Origin of the sequence: Bacillus sp. B28, from assembly GCF_029536185.1 — a bacterium.
In the GTDB taxonomy this organism is placed as follows: domain Bacteria; phylum Bacillota; class Bacilli; order Bacillales; family Bacillaceae; genus Bacillus; species Bacillus halotolerans.
In genome coordinates this window covers 324,432-340,045 of record NZ_CP120511.1, presented here as the reverse complement: position 1 = coordinate 340,045, position 15,614 = coordinate 324,432, and the positions used below count along the sequence as shown (strand labels likewise).

The following is a 15,614-nucleotide window of genomic DNA, read 5'->3' as shown; positions in this document are numbered from 1 at the left end:
GCAGTCGGCTCCGTTTCTTTTTTGCGTTCAATCACCTTCTTGGCCGGATGACATTCATTGTACAACATTTTCAGAAATAATTTAACACTTCGACGCAAAAAAGCATTAAATGATTAAACCTCCTTTCTCTCTCTGCGTTTATCCGTTTTTCATCAGGGAAAAAGATGACGGGAGGGATGTGAGATGAAAATAAGCTTTTGTACAACCGGATGTAAAAAGCAAAATGTAATGGACGTCATTTCCTTTGCGAAGGAGCAGTCCTTTGACGGGATTGATTTGTGGTACGGCCACATCGAACAGTATGAACAGGACTTCGGGCCGCTGGACAGCCTTTATACCCTGCTGCAGCAGCATAAACTGAAGGTGCCCGCGGTCAACTTATACACCGATTTTGTGACACAAGGAGAAGAAGAAACAAAAGAAGCAGTGAGAAAAGGGCTTCGGGCGGCGAGACAGCTTCACAGCCCGCTTATTCGCGTATTTGCCGGCAATCAGGCGTCAAACAGAACGTCACCGGAAAAATGGCTGCGTGCGGTTGAACAATTCCAGCAGGCTGCGCAAATGGCAGACGGCTATGAGGTGAATATCGGTCTGGAAATTCACTACGATACGTATGCCGATACACCTGAAGCTGCTTTAACATTTTTGAAGGATGTCGACCATCCGAGACTCCGAACGATTTTTGACGGGTCAAATCTGCACGTGAACCGAATTGACCAGCTGCCCGCTTTAGAAAAAACCTTTCATACGATAAGCCATATCCATTTGAAAAACTACCGCTGGAACTTTGATAACTGGTATCTGAGCGAGCCAACTCCGATTTTTCAAGGAGATCTCGATCAAAAAGCATTTTTAAAAGAGCTGATGAACAGACAATATGATGGTTTTGTTTCTCTTGAGTATTTTGGAGAACATGCCTTTACGCATATTAAGGAATCGCTCCGCGAATATACGTCTGTTTTTTCCCGCTGACTCTTCGATCGAAGGGTCTTTTTTTGTATCATAAACAAAAAGGGGGATATCATGATGATCATTTGGATAAATGGGGCTTTCGGTTCCGGAAAGACACAAACAGCGTTTGAACTGCACAGAAGGCTGAAACCGTCTTACGTATATGATCCTGAAAAGATGGGGTTTGCGATGCGTTCGATGATACCGCCGGATATCGCTGAAGATGACTTTCAAAGCTACCCTCTGTGGCGGGAATTCAATTACAGCATGCTTTCCTATTTGTCAGATACATATCAGGGCATCATCATTGTGCCCATGACCATTACGAACGATCAATACTTCCATGACATTATCAGCAGGCTGAGACAGGACGGCCGGACCATTCACCACTTTACCCTGCTGGCTTCAAAGGAAACATTGCTGAAACGCCTGCGCACCAGAGCGGAAGGAAAAAACTCCTGGGCCGCAAAACAAATTGACCGCTGCATCAACAGCCTGTCTGATAGCCTCTTCACAGAACATCTCCATACAGACCAAATGTCTATTCAGCAGGTCGCAGAAACGATCGCTGCCCAAGCAAATCTGCCGCTTGAGCCTGATTCGAGAGGCAGACTGCGAAGATTCACCGACAGATTGATGGTGAAGCTGAATCATATCCGTATCAAATAAAAGACGTTTTGAAACCATGTCCCTGATACATGCAAATGAATGGATCAATAAATAAAAAGCCCACTCCAAGAGTGGGCTTTAATCATATTATTTCCACCAGTCATCAAACATAGAAGCTGGGACCTGGCGCTTATGCTCCGTCACGCTGAAGCGTTTCTCCAGCGCTTCTGACGCCTTCGCCGATACTTCTTTTCCTTCGAGATAATCATCAATCTCATCGTAGGAAATGCCAAGCTCAGTTTCATCGGACTGCTGCGGCTTTTCATCCAGCAGATCGGCAGTCGGTTCTTTTAAGTATAAGCGTTCTGGGGCACCCAGCTCTTTCAGCAGGCTTCTTCCCTGGCGCTTTGTTAAGCCTGTCAGCGGCAGGAGATCTGCGCCTCCGTCACCGTATTTCGTAAAGAAACCAGTCACGGCTTCGGCCGCATGGTCTGTTCCAATCACAAGAAGGCCTTCTTGGCCGCCGATCGCGTATTGAGCAATCATTCTCGTTCTCGCTTTTACGTTTCCTTTATTAAAGTCTGTCAGCTTATCGCCTGTCTCTTGCTGATATTGATCCGCAAAAGCGCTGACTGTTGATTGAATGTCAAATTTCCAGGATTTATCCGGCTTGATGAATTTCAGAGCGAGCTGAGCGTCATCTTCATCCTGCTGTGTGCCGTGCGGAAGACGGACCGCGATAAATTGAGCGTCTCCGCCCTCCTCGCGAATGCTTTCCACCGCAAGCTGAGCAAGTCTTCCCGCAAGTGTTGAATCCTGTCCGCCGCTGATGCCAAGCACAAGTCCTTTAGCGCCGGTTTTCTTTACATATTGTTTTAAAAAATTGACTCTGTCCTCAATTTCTTGCTTTGGATCAATTGAGGGCTTCACATGTAATTCACGCATAATCTTTTCCTGCATGCTCATCCCAATCATTCCTCCTGTACATTTTCGCTTGTTTCTTACTGTTCATTTCCCCGAATCAATGAAAATGAATCATGACTGTTATGTATCCATATTAACTATAGCACAGGTCTTATTTCATAGTGAATAAGAGAGATCAGCTGACTTCAACCCGTATGGACGTCACACTGTCGCCATTGCACTTTCCTTTTTCAATCGGGCAGGAAGAAAACGCGACAACCAAATCCATCTCCGCTCTGAGTCTGACGTAATCCCCGGCATTTGACAGCGGCGTTTCCACAGACAGGTTCCCCTTCTCATCCAGAACGGTATTCATAAAAATCGCAAACGGATAATGCATATGCGGCTTCGGCACGCCGAACTGCTCAAGCGCCCGGTTCATATTGTCATAACACGTATCCTGGAACTCGTCCTTTTGTTTTCCGTATAACAGCCTGTTCATATCAGGACGGCAGGCGGGCAGAAGCAGGTCATGCTTGCCGACTGTATCCTCAATGAGCGTCAGCATCGGTTTATACAAATTAGAGTAAATATGATCGTTGACCTTCACATGAATGGAATGATTGGCATCAATGGTCGCTCCCTGATCAAGATGCTCATAAAAATCCTTTGCGTGGTACGCCACAAAATCAGCAACCTGCTGCCCCTCTACATCAACCACCTTCAAAATCTGGCCCTTTTTCAGCTTCAGGCCGAGCCCTTTCTTCGGCTGAACGATATATTGCTGTGTCATCCGCTTCGCTCCTTTTTCTATTAGTATGAACGTTTACCATCGCCTCCATGTAAAAAGAGGCAAAAATCCGATGCATATAAGCCTTGCGCGGGTTGCAATCTAACCTTAGATAAAAGGGGTTGAATGTAAATGAGTCAAACAAAAAAAGACCAAGAAAAAGGAAATCTGGCTTGGTGGCAGCTTTCATTAATCGGGATAGGATGCACAATCGGAACAGGATTTTTTCTCGGTTCCAGCATCGCAATTGTGAAAAGCGGATTTTCCGTTCTGCTTTCATTTTTAATTGGAGCAATCGGCACATATTTTGTATTCGAGCAGCTTGCCAAGCTGTCGGCAAAGCAGCCTGAAAAAGGCTCGTTTTGTGCGTATGCGCGAAAAGCGTTTGGCAGATGGGCCGGCTTCAGCAACGGCTGGGTGTACTGGTCATCTGAAATGCTGATTACCGGAAGCCAGCTGACAGCCATTTCGTTATTTACGCAGCATTGGTTTCCTCAAGTGCCGCTGTGGGTATTTGCCTCCATCTATGCTGTACTGGGGCTTCTCATTATTTTTACCGGACTTTCTGTTTTTGAAAAAACAGAAAACGTGCTGGCAGTTATCAAAACAGCCGCTATCTTCATGTTTATCGTGATTGCCATTCTGGCTTTGTGCGGCATATTGTCAGGCGGAAAGCCGGAGGTGCAGATTCCGAATGAGACGAAAGAATTTTTCCCATTCGGAGCTATGGGACTGTGGACAGGCCTGATTTATGCATTTTACGCGTTTGGCGGCATTGAAGTCATGGGGCTCATGACGGTTCATTTAAAGAAGCCGGAGGAAGCCTCAAAATCAGGAAAGCTGATGCTGGCAACGCTGGCGATTATTTATATCATTTCAATCGGGCTCGCTTTGCTACTAGTTCCTTTACACAAGTTTACAGAACAGGACAGCCCGTTTATTACGTCTTTAAAAGGATTTCATCTCGAAGTGATCCTTGATATTTTCAACGGCATTTTTATTATCGCGGGTTTCTCGACCCTTGTCGCTTCACTCTTTGCTGTGACAACATTGCTTTGTACGATGGCCGATGACGGCGACGCGCCGAAATGCTTTACTCTAAAAGAAGGCAAAAAAATATGCTGGCCCGCGCTCGGATTAACATTTGCGGGGCTTATCGTGTCTATCGTACTGTCTTTAGTGCTGCCTAAAAATATATATGAGCACATGACAACAGCGGCCGGGCTTATGCTTTTATACACTTGGCTGTTTATCCTGTTCTCCAGCAAAAAGCTGACCGATCCGGCAGCCATGGCGAAAACGCAAATTTATTTGGCGACAATTCTGATCGCGGCGGCTGTGTCCGGCACGCTGTTTGAAAAATCAAGCCGACCCGGATTTTTTGTCAGCTTGGGATTCCTAGCTGTCATTGCCGTCGTCACCTTGATCTATCAAAAAAAGCAGGGACACAAAGACCGCCCTGCCAGCTCGTGAACTATTTCATTTTGTTAAACATGTTCTTTAAATATGAAAACGGACATTTTGATACCTGTTTTTCATCATCCCGGAGAAAATACTGTTTCCATTCCCGGTTATCCTTTCCTCCGTACCAGCCTAAATGCGGATGAATCGGGGCTTGATCATAAGCCTGTAAACGGGATCGGATCAGCCTGCTCATGTTTCGGCCAGATGCGGTTGAACCATTTAGATCTTCAAACACCCATCTTGGCTGGAACGTGATCATAAAATAAGGAAAGCTTCGGCTTCTCCTTGCATCATGAGCCGGCGTTGCACACAGAATAAAATACGGCTCACCGTCAAAACAAAACTCCCATTTATAATGCTCTGGATCGGCCGGAATATCTGCCGGCCACTCTTTTTTATCTTGTTCGCTCAGTCTATTTAAAAAGCGCCAAAACAGCTCTTCATACGCTTCAATGGAATAATGCTCAGCCAAATCCTCCGGTGTATCAAATAACACAACCAATGACGTATACTTCCCGGTGTCTCGCGAGATATTCCCATACTCCGCAAGCAGCGGCGCCAGTTCCTCCACCGTACCATTTTCTCTGGGATCTCCTGCAAAGGCAATGCGAAGCTGATCAGTCAGAAATGCCTGACGGCCGGGAATACACGGGAACGTATCCGCGTCATCCGCCAAAGTTTCTGCTAATAGCTCAAAAGCGATTCTTTGCCATTCCGGGAACTCAGCTTGATTCCGTTCCAGAAAACTTTTGGTGTAAATCCCTTTCACCATTGATCCACCTCCAGTATCATCTGGATACTATATTAAAACTGGAGGCGGCAGGTGACTGTCCTTCATGAATCAGCCCAGTAACTGTTTGATGCCCTGATAACCGAAGTAAAAGCCAAATACAAGGAGGGATACACCAGCGATTCCGGTCAATCCCCTCAATAGCTTTTCATGAAGCAGATTTCTGAACATGCTGGCTGTGATAGCCATGCAAAAATCCCAGATTAAAATGCCGATCATGATGCCGGAGCTATAGATAAGAAGCTGATTCATATTGTAGGCCTCCGCTGTTTTCGCAAGTATGCTCCCGTAAATCCCAAGCCAAAAAAGGATGCTCAATGGATTTGACAGTGAAATGAGAAAACCCGAAGCGAACGTTTTCCTGTATGAAGCTTTTCCCCGTGTGCTTCGCACATCCATCGGTTCTCTGACATTTTTCAGTGTTTCAATTCCCGTATAAGTCAGTACAAAAAAGCCAAAGAGCCACAAAAACGTTTTCACAAACGGAGCGGTCAAAAACTGTGACAGACCGAAATAGATGAAAAGCATGTACAGTCCGTCAGCTGTCATGGCGCCTAAACCAAAAATCCACGCATGCCAAAACCCGTTTTTAATGCCTTTATCAATTTGCGCCGCATTGACAGGTCCCACAGGCGCAGACAAGGACAGCCCCAGCACAATATAACTCAAAAAAATGTTCACCGGCCCGTACTCCCCTCTCTTACTCAACTTGTACAATTTATTCGGGAACGGGCCAAGCTATGCACAAAAATCACCTATTGTTTCAAGCGGTCAAGCTCTTCCTCCATAATATCGGAGGCTTTGCCGATAAAACCGAAAATCAGTTCCAATTCCTCCTCCGTATACTCGCGGCATAGATCCATCGTGGATTCTGACAGTGAACGGAACAAATCTTTCACGTGCTGTTTAGAAGCGGTAAGAGGCACGATAATCACTCTTCTGCGGTCGTGCGGATCCTTTTCGCGGGCCACATACCCCGCTTTTTCCAGCCGGTCAACAAGCGCCGTAACGGAACCCGTGCTGAGTCCCGTCTTTTTCCCTAGTTCGCCGGCCGTCATTGGTCCTGCTTCATTTAAGATGTCAGCTGATTTCAAATCGGTGGGAAACAGACCGAGAGCTTGAGCTGCCGCCTGATGAAACAGAATGGTTCTAGTGCCCAATTTCCGAAATAGCTGAACGGCGGTCTTTTCCAACTCACTTCTGGAATTTCTTGTTGACAACTGACAGTCCTCCCTATACAATCGAATTTATCTTGATAATCGAGATATTTAACGATCAAACTATTATCATGATATCAGAACTTACATAGAAAAGTAAGAGGAGGTAGAACAAATGGACACAACATCAGCAAAACAGGCTTCCACCAAATTTGTGGTTCTCGGTCTTTTGCTGGGCATCTTAATGTCCGCGATGGACAATACTATTGTTGCCACAGCGATGGGCAGCATCGTGGCTGATCTTGGAAGCTTTGATAAATTTGCATGGGTAACTGCATCCTACATGGTAGCGGTGATGGCTGGAATGCCGATTTACGGCAAGCTTTCCGACATGTACGGCCGAAAACGTTTTTTCCTGTTTGGACTTATCTTTTTCTTAATCGGGTCGGCATTATGCGGAATCGCACAAACAATGAACCAGCTGATCATCTACCGGGCCATTCAGGGGATTGGGGGCGGAGCGCTCCTGCCGATTGCCTTCACGATTATCTTTGATTTGTTTCCGCCGGAAAAACGCGGAAAAATGTCGGGCATGTTCGGCGCTGTATTTGGATTATCAAGTGTTCTCGGCCCGCTGTTAGGCGCTATTATCACAGACTCTATCAGCTGGCACTGGGTGTTTTACATCAACGTCCCTATCGGTGCACTGTCATTGTTTTTCATCATTCGCTATTACAAAGAATCGCTGGAGCATAAAAAACAGAAAATTGATTGGGGCGGCGCGATTACTTTAGTCGTATCCATTGTGTGCCTGATGTTTGCGCTTGAGCTCGGCGGCAAAACATACGACTGGAATTCGATTCAAATCATTGGCCTGTTTATCATTTTCGCTGTTTTCTTTATTGCCTTTTTTATTGTGGAGCGAAAAGCGGAAGAACCGATTATCTCCTTCTGGATGTTTAAGAACCGCTTGTTTGCCACAGCGCAGATTCTCGCTTTTCTTTATGGCGGAACATTCATTATTTTAGCAGTGTTTATTCCGATTTTCGTACAGGCGGTATACGGCAGCTCAGCGACAAGCGCAGGCTTCATTCTGACACCGATGATGATCGGATCAGTGATCGGAAGTATGATCGGCGGAATCTTCCAAACGAAGGCAAGCTTCCGCAATCTGATGCTGATTTCCGTCATATCTTTCTTTATCGGCATGCTGCTGCTTTCCAATATGACGCCGGACACAGCGCGCGTATTGCTGACTGTCTTTATGATGATTTCAGGCTTCGGCGTAGGCTTTAACTTCTCGCTGCTCCCGGCAGCATCCATGAATGATCTTGAACCTCGTTTTCGGGGAACGGCCAACTCCACGAACTCATTTTTACGATCATTCGGCATGACGCTCGGCGTCACGATTTTCGGCACGGTTCAGACGAACGTATTCACAAACCAGCTCAGCGACGCCTTCAGCGGGATAAAAGGCTCCGCCGGCTCAGGCGCTCCGCAGAATATCGGTGATCCACAGGCCATTTTCCAAGCCGGCACACGATCACAGATCCCTGATGCGATTCTGAACCGGATCATCGACGCCATGTCATCAAGCATCACATATGTCTTTTTACTTGCTTTGATTCCAATTGTTCTCGCGGCGATCACCGTTTTGTTCATGGGAAAAACAAGAGTCAAAACAACTGAGGAAATGACGAAGAAAGCAAATTAATACAAAAAGCAGTACACCTGGAGTGTACTGCTTTTTTCTATTAAACACCTAATCTTGCAAGAATAAACGTCCATATGCAGATGATCAATAGCAGAATCAGACTGTACATCACTGTCCGTTTAAACAGCTTTGATTCCTTCCCAGTCTGGCCGACCGCGGCAGCGGCAATGGCGATAGATTGCGGAGAAACGAGCTTCGCCATCACCCCGCCCGCCGTATTTGCGGCTAACAGCAAATCAGAACCGGCACCGATCTGTGCTCCGGTGACAACCTGCAAATGCCCGAACAAAGCGTTATTGCTGACAACTGAGCCAGTAATGAACACGCCGATCCAGCCGAGCACAGGACTGACAAACGGGAACAAATCGCCTGTTTTCGCCAGTGCCAGCCCGATGGAAGAGCTGAGCCCCGCGAAGTTGGCCAGATTGGCAAACGCCATCACAAAGCAGATCGTGACAATCGGCATCCACAGTTCCTTCCCTGTCTCCTTCAAGCAACTGAAGCCATCCCGATAAGAGAAGTTTTTGCTGAACAGTCCTGTCACAATGACCGCGGCTAAAATCGCTGTACCGGTCGCTGACAGCAGATCGACTTTAAAGACTGCATCTAACGGCATGGCAGACGGGGCAATCGGCGGCATTTTCATAATTTGCTGATGCAGAAAAGGCATTTTCATTAGAAGGGTTGTCTGATATAACAGCCCGCCTTCTTGGAAAAGCGCTTTGAATGCAGGAAGGCTCCAGATGGTGATCGCCGCAGTTAAAATGTAGAAAGGAGACCACGCCTTGGCAATGTCTGCGGCGCTGTATCTCTTTTTCTCACCGGTTTCTTCGGCTCCCTGCTCACGATAAATCTGTTTCGGCTGCCACTTGCGCAGGAAAAGCGCAAGCCCGCCCATACTGAACAGCGCCGCCAAAATGTTAGCTAATTCCGGTCCGAGCACAGCCATTGTCAGCGTCTGAACCGCTGTATATATACCACTGACAACCAACAAAGCAGGCCAGGTTTGTTTGATTCCCTTCATCCGGTCTAATAAGAACACGAGTAAAAATGGAATCAGAAATGTAATCATCGGCAGTGTCCAGAGCAATGCCCGAGACAGCTCAAGAGAAGACAAGTCTCCAATTTGCGCGCCTGTAATCACCGGTATCCCGATCGCGCCAAAGGCTCCAGAGGCAGCATTCGCAATCAAACAGAACGCCGCCGCCTTTAACGGTTTAAAGCCAAGTTCGACGAGCAGCGCCGCACTAATTGCAATCGGAACACCAAAGCCGGCCGCGCCTTCCAAAAATGCGTTAAAACAAAAACCGATTAATAATAGCTGTAATCTTTGGTCAGGCGAAATGCCGGCAATGCTGGAACGAATAATGGTAAACTTCCCGGTTTTCACAGCGATTTTATAGAGCCACACTGCCATCAGGACAATGTAGCCGATCGGCCACAAACCGCTTCCAATGCCTAATAAAACAGAAGAAACGGCTTTTTCAACCGGCATATGAAATGCCAATACAGCAACCAAAAAGCTGGCGGCTAGGGTCAGAAATGCCGCAAGAATGCCTTTCATCTTAAAAACGGTTAAAGCTAAGAGAAAAAAGAGAATCGGTGTGAGCGCAACCAGTGCGCTCACATACTCGTTTCCAAACGGATCATACAACTGCTCCCACATTGACAATCAGCCCTTTACTCTATAGTTGCGTTCTAGTTGACGTTTTGTTCCGCAAAATGCGGTTTCAAAATGTTTTTGAGCACGTTGGCGCTGTGGTTAAACTGCTCTTTTTCTTTCTCATTTAAGTTCAGCTCAGTGATGCCAGCAACTCCGCCGCGGTTGACGACAGCCGGCACTCCGATGTACACGTCATCTGCTCCGTATTGTCCGTCCAAATATGTGCTGACTGTTAAAATGCTGTTTTCATTATGAAGAATCGCTTTTGTGATTCGCGCAAGGCTCATGGCAACGCCATAATACGTCGCGCCTTTTTTCTCAATGATATGATAAGCGGCGTTTTTCACGTCATCCACGATCTGTTCAAGCTCTTCTTGTTTGTATGCTTCGTTTTTCTCAACCAGTTCACTGACCGGCACTCCGCCGATATTCGCGTGGCTCCAGACAGGAAGCTCAGTATCGCCGTGTTCGCCGATAATATGAGCGTGCACATTGTGTGCCGCTGCACCGAAGTATTCGCTCAGCATGTAACGGAATCTCGCAGAATCAAGTGTTGTGCCGCTTCCGATCACTCGCTCTTTTGGCAGGCCGCTGAATTTCCATGTTGCATACGTCAGAATATCAACCGGATTTGTCGCGATTAAGAAAATGCCGTCAAATCCGCTCGCCATGACTTCACTGACGATTCCTTTGAAAATCTTTAAGTTCTTTTCTACTAATTCAAGGCGTGTCTCACCAGGCTTTTGGTTTGCTCCGGCGCAGATGCAGACAATATCAGCATCCTTACAGTCTTCATAGGTTCCGAAAGATGTTTTGACCGGATGCGGCGCAAACGCCTTTCCGTGGTTTAAATCCATTACATCGCCCATTGCTTTTTCTTTATTTACATCAATGACCACAAGTTCATCTGTGATCCCTTGGTTAATTAACGCAAATGCATAACTGCTTCCAACAAAACCCGCTCCGATTAAAGCTACTTTATTTACTCGTTCATTCATCATTTATCCTCATCCTCCAGTGTTTGTTTATCTTTGGTGTTTGTTTGTGAAGTATTTCACATTTATATTGTGCAACACTTCACAAACTTTTGCAAGAGAAAAGATTTGTCTGATTTATGAACAAAAAAGAAACCATCTATGATGGTTTCTTTTGGGATTTTTCCGCTGATCGCTTGCCCTCACTGAGGAAGAGAACCGCTTAATCCAGAGTTGTTATATAAACCATTTTGTACATAATCAAAGCCAGGCTGATTCTGGCCGGGCACTTGGGCACTGCCATTATTAAAAATCACTTTGGCGTTGGTTGTATCCGTATCCGCCGGCAGCGTCAGTGTGTAAATTCCATCTGCATTCTTAGTCATTGCTTTACCTGGCCAAGACCCGGTCAATTCGATTGCCCGGCCTCCATCATGTTTATAGATATAAGCATTTACATGTCCCCAATGATTCGGATTTTGATAGCCAATTGTTTTGGCCGCAGACGGGTCTCTTTTTACAAAGCTGTACTCTTGGGCCCTCGTTACACCATCACTGTTCGTTCCTGTTAACGTGATGTCGTATGTTGTGCCAAATGGATCTCCTTTTCCGATTGTTAATTGGTCTCCATCCTTAAACGCTGTCTCTTGCCCATTATTCATTTGATAAACAGCTTTTTTCGTATTCGCATTTGCACGCAGGGTGATCGTCAGTTGATCATTGAAAGAATGGGTTACCCCTGTTTTGACATCCTCAAGGAAGACATGAGGCGCATTTGCAATATCATCAGGATAAAGAACAGCCACTGATCTGGCATTGATTGTGCCTGTCAGTTTACCGTCCCTGACTTGAAATGAACCAGTCCCGGCTTTATTATCATAGCTGCCATCAGGTAATTTCGTTGAAGCATTGATGCTGACAGAAGAGGAACCTGCATTTGCCAACACAACACCTTTTGAGCCGCGCTGATTCATAAAAATTTGATTGTTTCCATTCGGATTCGATAGCTCCTCAGGCTGTCCAGCCATTACATTGTGAAACGTATTGACCGCAACGATAGCCTGATCCTCAAATAAAGCACTCCCGCGATCGCCTATTTGGGTTTTCCCCGGGAATCTCACACCATTTCCGCCGCCATCAGGTCTTGAAAAGAAGAGAGGCGTACTGCCTGAGCGAGAAGCAATCACTGCCCAGCCTAAGCGGATATCGTCATCGCTCATCCATGTTGACTCCTCATCATCATTTGCATACGTATCATGCGATTCCACCCACGTGACTAACTTGTCGGCTGACACATCAGATGCATAATGGGAAATATTCGACACGCTCAGATTACGATTTTTTAAAGCGGACCTTATGGAATGTCCATAGTTAGATGCTGTCACATTCATATAATTCGCATATGCTGCATCTCTGGAGGCACTGTCTTGCAGGATTTCTCCGTATTGGAACTCGGCAGATGTATTCGTGATATTCGGCCAAAATTGGCTGCCGTAATTCCCATCATCGGGAAGCTCTATATGCTTGGCGGCATCATAGCGAAATCCGTCTGCCCCATCATTCAATGCTCTTTCTAAGAAACGTTTCAGATAGGACTGTACTTGTGTATTTTGTGTATTCCAATCATACAGCCCGAGCAATGAATTCTGCGTGACATCCCATCGATCGGACCAGTTTTTAATTTGTGTGTTTCCATGCGTCCAATTTGATATACTTTTAATTTCATTTGAAATCGCAGCATAGTCACTGGTTGTGTGATTGATGACGGCATCGACAATAACCTTCACGCCATATTCTTCAGCCGCCGCACACATTTCTTTAAACTCTTCCTCGGAACCCAGGTACCTGTTGCCAATCTGGTAAGAGGTCGGCTGGTAAAGCCAGTACCAGTTCCCCATGCTTTTATCTCCATTATTTCCTTCCTTTACTTGATTAATAGGAGACGTCTGAATGGCAGTATATCCTGCATCATGGATATCCTTCATATTATTTTTTAAGGTGTTGAACGACCAATTCCAAGCATGAAGAATCGTCCCGCTCTTTATTGATGGCGCTGTATATTCATTTGATTGGTTCGCAGTCTCTGCATTTACAGCCACCGGCCCTGCCAGAATCAAATGAAACAGCAATAATAATCCAGCGAATAACGGCAGAAAAGAGGTATTTAATCGTTTTTTAGACATTCTGTACACTCCTTATTTCAATTTTCATTTCTGAAGACTTACCGCGGAGTCAGAAATCCCTCTTACTCAATCCTTCCACTTCCTCCTTTCAGACGAATATGAAGACTGGAGAATTTTGTTAACGCTTACATTTTAAATTATCATACTCTTTCTATCAAAACAACTTGATAGAGTCATTTCCCAAACAGACATCACGAGCCGTTTTACATTCTTACACAGCAAGTGGAGCTATTTGTCTGATTTATGAACAAAAAAAGAAACCATCTCTATGATGATTTCTTCTTAAACTCCTTTTTTACCGTTCTTCTGTAAGACAGCTTCACGATTCCGAATCGAAGCAGAAACAGAACGCCGCCGCAGACGATAAATAGGAGAATCATTTTCAGCCAAGCGAAGAATGTGTGGGGAACTCCCCTGTCATACATCGTAAGCACCACTACCGCAAAGGCGACAGCTATTGATTCTATGAACTGCTGCTTCACCCGTTTATGCAGTTCTTCCTCGGTGTCTATTCTCGGCATCAGCATTCCAGAAGCTGATGCCCTGATGCAGTAATATAAGATGATAATGAACAAAAACACAAGGCTCGAGACCCATTCTTTAAACGGAAATTCAAACATAATGCCGCGGATGATCACATCCAGCAGCGCAAACGCCCCGGTTAACTTGCCGATATCCGACCATATCTTTTGTTCCTTTTCTTTTACTCTCTTATTTTTCCCATTCACGCCTGAAAGTCTGTTATGCAGATTATTCATGACCTTCCTCCCGCACTTTTACGAATGGCTTATGGCTTACATGTTACAATAACAGCCTGCGCTTCTGCAACGAATAAATGAAAAGCCCGCCGTACAAACCGGCGGGCATCAATGTTTAAAACGGCCCCCAATTGATCAGGACACCGATACAAATAAACACAAGCCCGATTAAGAACCAAATCAGAGCGAGCGGCAGCATAAACCGAAGCCACTTGACGTACGGAATTCCGCTGGCGGCAAGCACTGCCATCAAAACGCCGGACGTCGGGTTCACACAGTTGACGACCCCTTCTCCAAGCATAACCGCTTCCACCGCGACCTGTCTCGTGATGCCCATCAAATCAGCGAGCGGCGCCAGAATCGGAATGAACACAACCGCTTCGCCCGATCCTGAAGAGATGAGAAAATGAAGCAGGGCGCTGGCGATATACATGCCGATTGCGCCGGCCATCGGACTGAACCCGTCCAATACCGAAGCCAAAGCATTGACGACTGTATCCAGCAGCTTCCCATTTTCAAGAATGACAGAAATGCTCCGCGCCATCCCGACAATCAGCGCACCGTATACAAGGCTCTGACAGCCGGTAATAAAAGTTTTGGCAATATCGTTTGCCGCAAGCCCTCCAATGAATCCGGCAAGGACAGAAATAAAAATAAACGTCGCAGCCATTTGGGAATCTGACCAGCCGAGCTTCAATGCGCCATACAAAAATCCGATCAGCGACAAACCCGCCACTCCCAAAATCAGCTTATGGCGAACGGTAAACGGCACAGACTTATCTTCTTCTTGATTCGTATCGCCCAATCCTGCCGCCGGGAACCAGTTTGTGCCTAACACACTGGCATCCTTTGATTTCTTTAATTTTCTTGTATACCAATAGATATAAATAATAGAAGACACCAAAAAGCATAAGTATATGACCACACGAAGGCCGATCCCCGAAAACAGAGGCAGCTCCGCAATCGATTGAGATAAGCCAAGCGGAGACGGTGATAAAATGGTAGAGTTAAACCCTGCATAGCAGCCAATATAAATAACAGCCGCACCCGCGACCGCATCCCATTTTAAGGAGCGTGCGACAATAAGGCCGATGGGGATGAATCCGATCACTGAATTCACAACAATTCCGGTCGTTCCTAGAATAGAAAACAACGCACCGACAATACAAATAAATAATAATTGCTTTGTGCGGAACTTGCTGATGACATTGTAAATCAGTCCGTTGATGGCACCTGTTTTTTCTAAAATAGCGATCGTGCCGCCTGTGAATAAAATCAGAAAAATAATAGGCGCTGATCCGACCATTCCATCCTGAAGAGAAGTGAAAAAGCTGATCAGGCTGACCGGAGACTGTTCGATTGAATGGTAGCTTCCCGGCACCGCAGTGGTAACCTCCCCCTTCGTCACACGGTCAAATTCTCCCGCCGGCACAATATACGAAGCAACGGCGCAAATGAAAGCGATGATAAATAAGAGGACATAGGCGTCAGGCATGTTAAAGGCGGTGCGTTTTTTCTTTGGCTGTGTTTCGGCTGCTGGCATACTCATATTTCGATCCATCCCCTCTTTTTAGAAAATATCTATTATTCTGAAAAATATAAATATGTGCTATATTATAAACAGCCTATCTACCTGTTTCAATATAAAAAAAGGAATG

The 15,614-nt window shown here is 45.9% G+C and carries 14 protein-coding genes; 4 read left to right on the top strand and 10 right to left on the bottom strand.

Annotated features, from left to right (window positions below):
* Nucleotides 1-183: 183 nt before the first annotated feature.
* Nucleotides 184-972, top strand: a complete 789-nt coding sequence (locus P3L57_RS01835; protein WP_069487474.1) for a sugar phosphate isomerase/epimerase family protein — start codon at nucleotides 184-186, stop codon at nucleotides 970-972.
* Nucleotides 973-1,026: 54 nt separating this feature from the next.
* Nucleotides 1,027-1,620 carry a tunicamycin resistance ATP-binding TmrB gene (gene tmrB, locus P3L57_RS01830; RefSeq protein ID WP_069487473.1) on the top strand — a complete coding sequence of 198 codons (594 nt, stop codon included), beginning with the start codon at nucleotides 1,027-1,029 and terminating at the stop codon, nucleotides 1,618-1,620.
* Between the two features lie 87 nt (nucleotides 1,621-1,707).
* On the opposite strand, the gene nadE is transcribed toward tmrB, so the two are convergent.
* The gene (gene nadE / locus P3L57_RS01825) at nucleotides 1,708-2,526 is read right to left on the bottom strand and encodes an ammonia-dependent NAD(+) synthetase (RefSeq protein WP_059353064.1); all 819 of its coding nucleotides are present in this window, start codon (nucleotides 2,524-2,526) and stop codon (nucleotides 1,708-1,710) included.
* Between the two features lie 133 nt (nucleotides 2,527-2,659).
* The gene (locus P3L57_RS01820) at nucleotides 2,660-3,256 is read right to left on the bottom strand and encodes a DUF1989 domain-containing protein (protein ID WP_044161986.1); all 597 of its coding nucleotides are present in this window, start codon (nucleotides 3,254-3,256) and stop codon (nucleotides 2,660-2,662) included.
* Nucleotides 3,257-3,385: 129 nt separating this feature from the next.
* Between P3L57_RS01820 and P3L57_RS01815 the strand changes: the two genes are divergently transcribed.
* A complete protein-coding gene (locus tag P3L57_RS01815) occupies nucleotides 3,386-4,726 on the top strand; it encodes an amino acid permease (RefSeq protein ID WP_059353063.1) in 1,341 nt (446 codons plus the stop codon).
* A gap of 1 nt (nucleotide 4,727) precedes the next feature.
* Here the strand turns inward: P3L57_RS01815 and P3L57_RS01810 are convergent, their stop codons facing one another.
* The 3 genes from P3L57_RS01810 to P3L57_RS01800 form a co-directional block, all read right to left on the bottom strand.
* Nucleotides 4,728-5,489: a YqcI/YcgG family protein gene (locus P3L57_RS01810; RefSeq protein ID WP_069487472.1), complete on the bottom strand. Its 762-nt coding sequence runs from the start codon at nucleotides 5,487-5,489 to the stop codon at nucleotides 4,728-4,730.
* Nucleotides 5,490-5,558: 69 nt separating this feature from the next.
* Nucleotides 5,559-6,188: a LysE family translocator gene (locus P3L57_RS01805; RefSeq protein ID WP_059334450.1), complete on the bottom strand. Its 630-nt coding sequence runs from the start codon at nucleotides 6,186-6,188 to the stop codon at nucleotides 5,559-5,561.
* A gap of 74 nt (nucleotides 6,189-6,262) precedes the next feature.
* Nucleotides 6,263-6,727, bottom strand: a complete 465-nt coding sequence (locus P3L57_RS01800; RefSeq protein ID WP_044161996.1) for a MarR family transcriptional regulator — start codon at nucleotides 6,725-6,727, stop codon at nucleotides 6,263-6,265.
* Nucleotides 6,728-6,839: 112 nt separating this feature from the next.
* On the opposite strand from P3L57_RS01800, the gene bmr3 reads away from it, so the two are divergent.
* Nucleotides 6,840-8,378, top strand: a complete 1,539-nt coding sequence (bmr3, locus tag P3L57_RS01795) for a multidrug efflux MFS transporter Bmr3 (protein ID WP_069487471.1) — start codon at nucleotides 6,840-6,842, stop codon at nucleotides 8,376-8,378.
* 40 nt (nucleotides 8,379-8,418) lie between these two features.
* On the opposite strand, the gene P3L57_RS01790 is transcribed toward bmr3, so the two are convergent.
* The 5 genes from P3L57_RS01790 to P3L57_RS01770 all read right to left on the bottom strand — a co-directional run bounded on the left by P3L57_RS01790 (nucleotide 8,419) and on the right by P3L57_RS01770 (nucleotide 15,505).
* Complete coding sequence (locus P3L57_RS01790; protein ID WP_069487470.1) at nucleotides 8,419-10,044, bottom strand: L-lactate permease; 1,626 nt, start codon at nucleotides 10,042-10,044, stop codon at nucleotides 8,419-8,421.
* Nucleotides 10,045-10,076: 32 nt separating this feature from the next.
* Complete coding sequence (locus tag P3L57_RS01785; protein ID WP_044162002.1) at nucleotides 10,077-11,042, bottom strand: L-lactate dehydrogenase; 966 nt, start codon at nucleotides 11,040-11,042, stop codon at nucleotides 10,077-10,079.
* A gap of 176 nt (nucleotides 11,043-11,218) precedes the next feature.
* Complete coding sequence (amyE, locus tag P3L57_RS01780; protein ID WP_263870861.1) at nucleotides 11,219-13,198, bottom strand: alpha-amylase; 1,980 nt, start codon at nucleotides 13,196-13,198, stop codon at nucleotides 11,219-11,221.
* A gap of 266 nt (nucleotides 13,199-13,464) precedes the next feature.
* Nucleotides 13,465-13,956: a DUF6773 family protein gene (locus P3L57_RS01775; RefSeq protein ID WP_069487468.1), complete on the bottom strand. Its 492-nt coding sequence runs from the start codon at nucleotides 13,954-13,956 to the stop codon at nucleotides 13,465-13,467.
* A gap of 115 nt (nucleotides 13,957-14,071) precedes the next feature.
* Nucleotides 14,072-15,505 (bottom strand): YfcC family protein, encoded by a 1,434-nt coding sequence (locus P3L57_RS01770; protein WP_069487467.1) that lies wholly within the window; start codon nucleotides 15,503-15,505, stop codon nucleotides 14,072-14,074.
* Between the last annotated feature and the right edge of the window lie 109 nt (nucleotides 15,506-15,614).

What these genes read in the sequence shown, in the direction of transcription:
- P3L57_RS01835 (WP_069487474.1), top strand. Translation starts at nt 184, where the DNA reads ATGAAAATAAGCTTTTGTACAACCGGATGTAAAAAGCAAAATGTAATG.
- tmrB (WP_069487473.1), top strand. Translation starts at nt 1,027, where the DNA reads ATGATCATTTGGATAAATGGGGCTTTCGGTTCCGGAAAGACACAAACA.
- nadE (WP_059353064.1), bottom strand. Translation starts at nt 2,526, where the DNA reads ATGAGCATGCAGGAAAAGATTATGCGTGAATTACATGTGAAGCCCTCA.
- P3L57_RS01820 (WP_044161986.1), bottom strand. Translation starts at nt 3,256, where the DNA reads ATGACACAGCAATATATCGTTCAGCCGAAGAAAGGGCTCGGCCTGAAG.
- P3L57_RS01815 (WP_059353063.1), top strand. Translation starts at nt 3,386, where the DNA reads ATGAGTCAAACAAAAAAAGACCAAGAAAAAGGAAATCTGGCTTGGTGG.
- P3L57_RS01810 (WP_069487472.1), bottom strand. Translation starts at nt 5,489, where the DNA reads ATGGTGAAAGGGATTTACACCAAAAGTTTTCTGGAACGGAATCAAGCT.
- bmr3 (WP_069487471.1), top strand. Translation starts at nt 6,840, where the DNA reads ATGGACACAACATCAGCAAAACAGGCTTCCACCAAATTTGTGGTTCTC.
- P3L57_RS01790 (WP_069487470.1), bottom strand. Translation starts at nt 10,044, where the DNA reads ATGTGGGAGCAGTTGTATGATCCGTTTGGAAACGAGTATGTGAGCGCA.
- P3L57_RS01785 (WP_044162002.1), bottom strand. Translation starts at nt 11,042, where the DNA reads ATGATGAATGAACGAGTAAATAAAGTAGCTTTAATCGGAGCGGGTTTT.
- amyE (WP_263870861.1), bottom strand. Translation starts at nt 13,198, where the DNA reads ATGTCTAAAAAACGATTAAATACCTCTTTTCTGCCGTTATTCGCTGGA.
- P3L57_RS01775 (WP_069487468.1), bottom strand. Translation starts at nt 13,956, where the DNA reads ATGAATAATCTGCATAACAGACTTTCAGGCGTGAATGGGAAAAATAAG.
- P3L57_RS01770 (WP_069487467.1), bottom strand. Translation starts at nt 15,505, where the DNA reads ATGAGTATGCCAGCAGCCGAAACACAGCCAAAGAAAAAACGCACCGCC.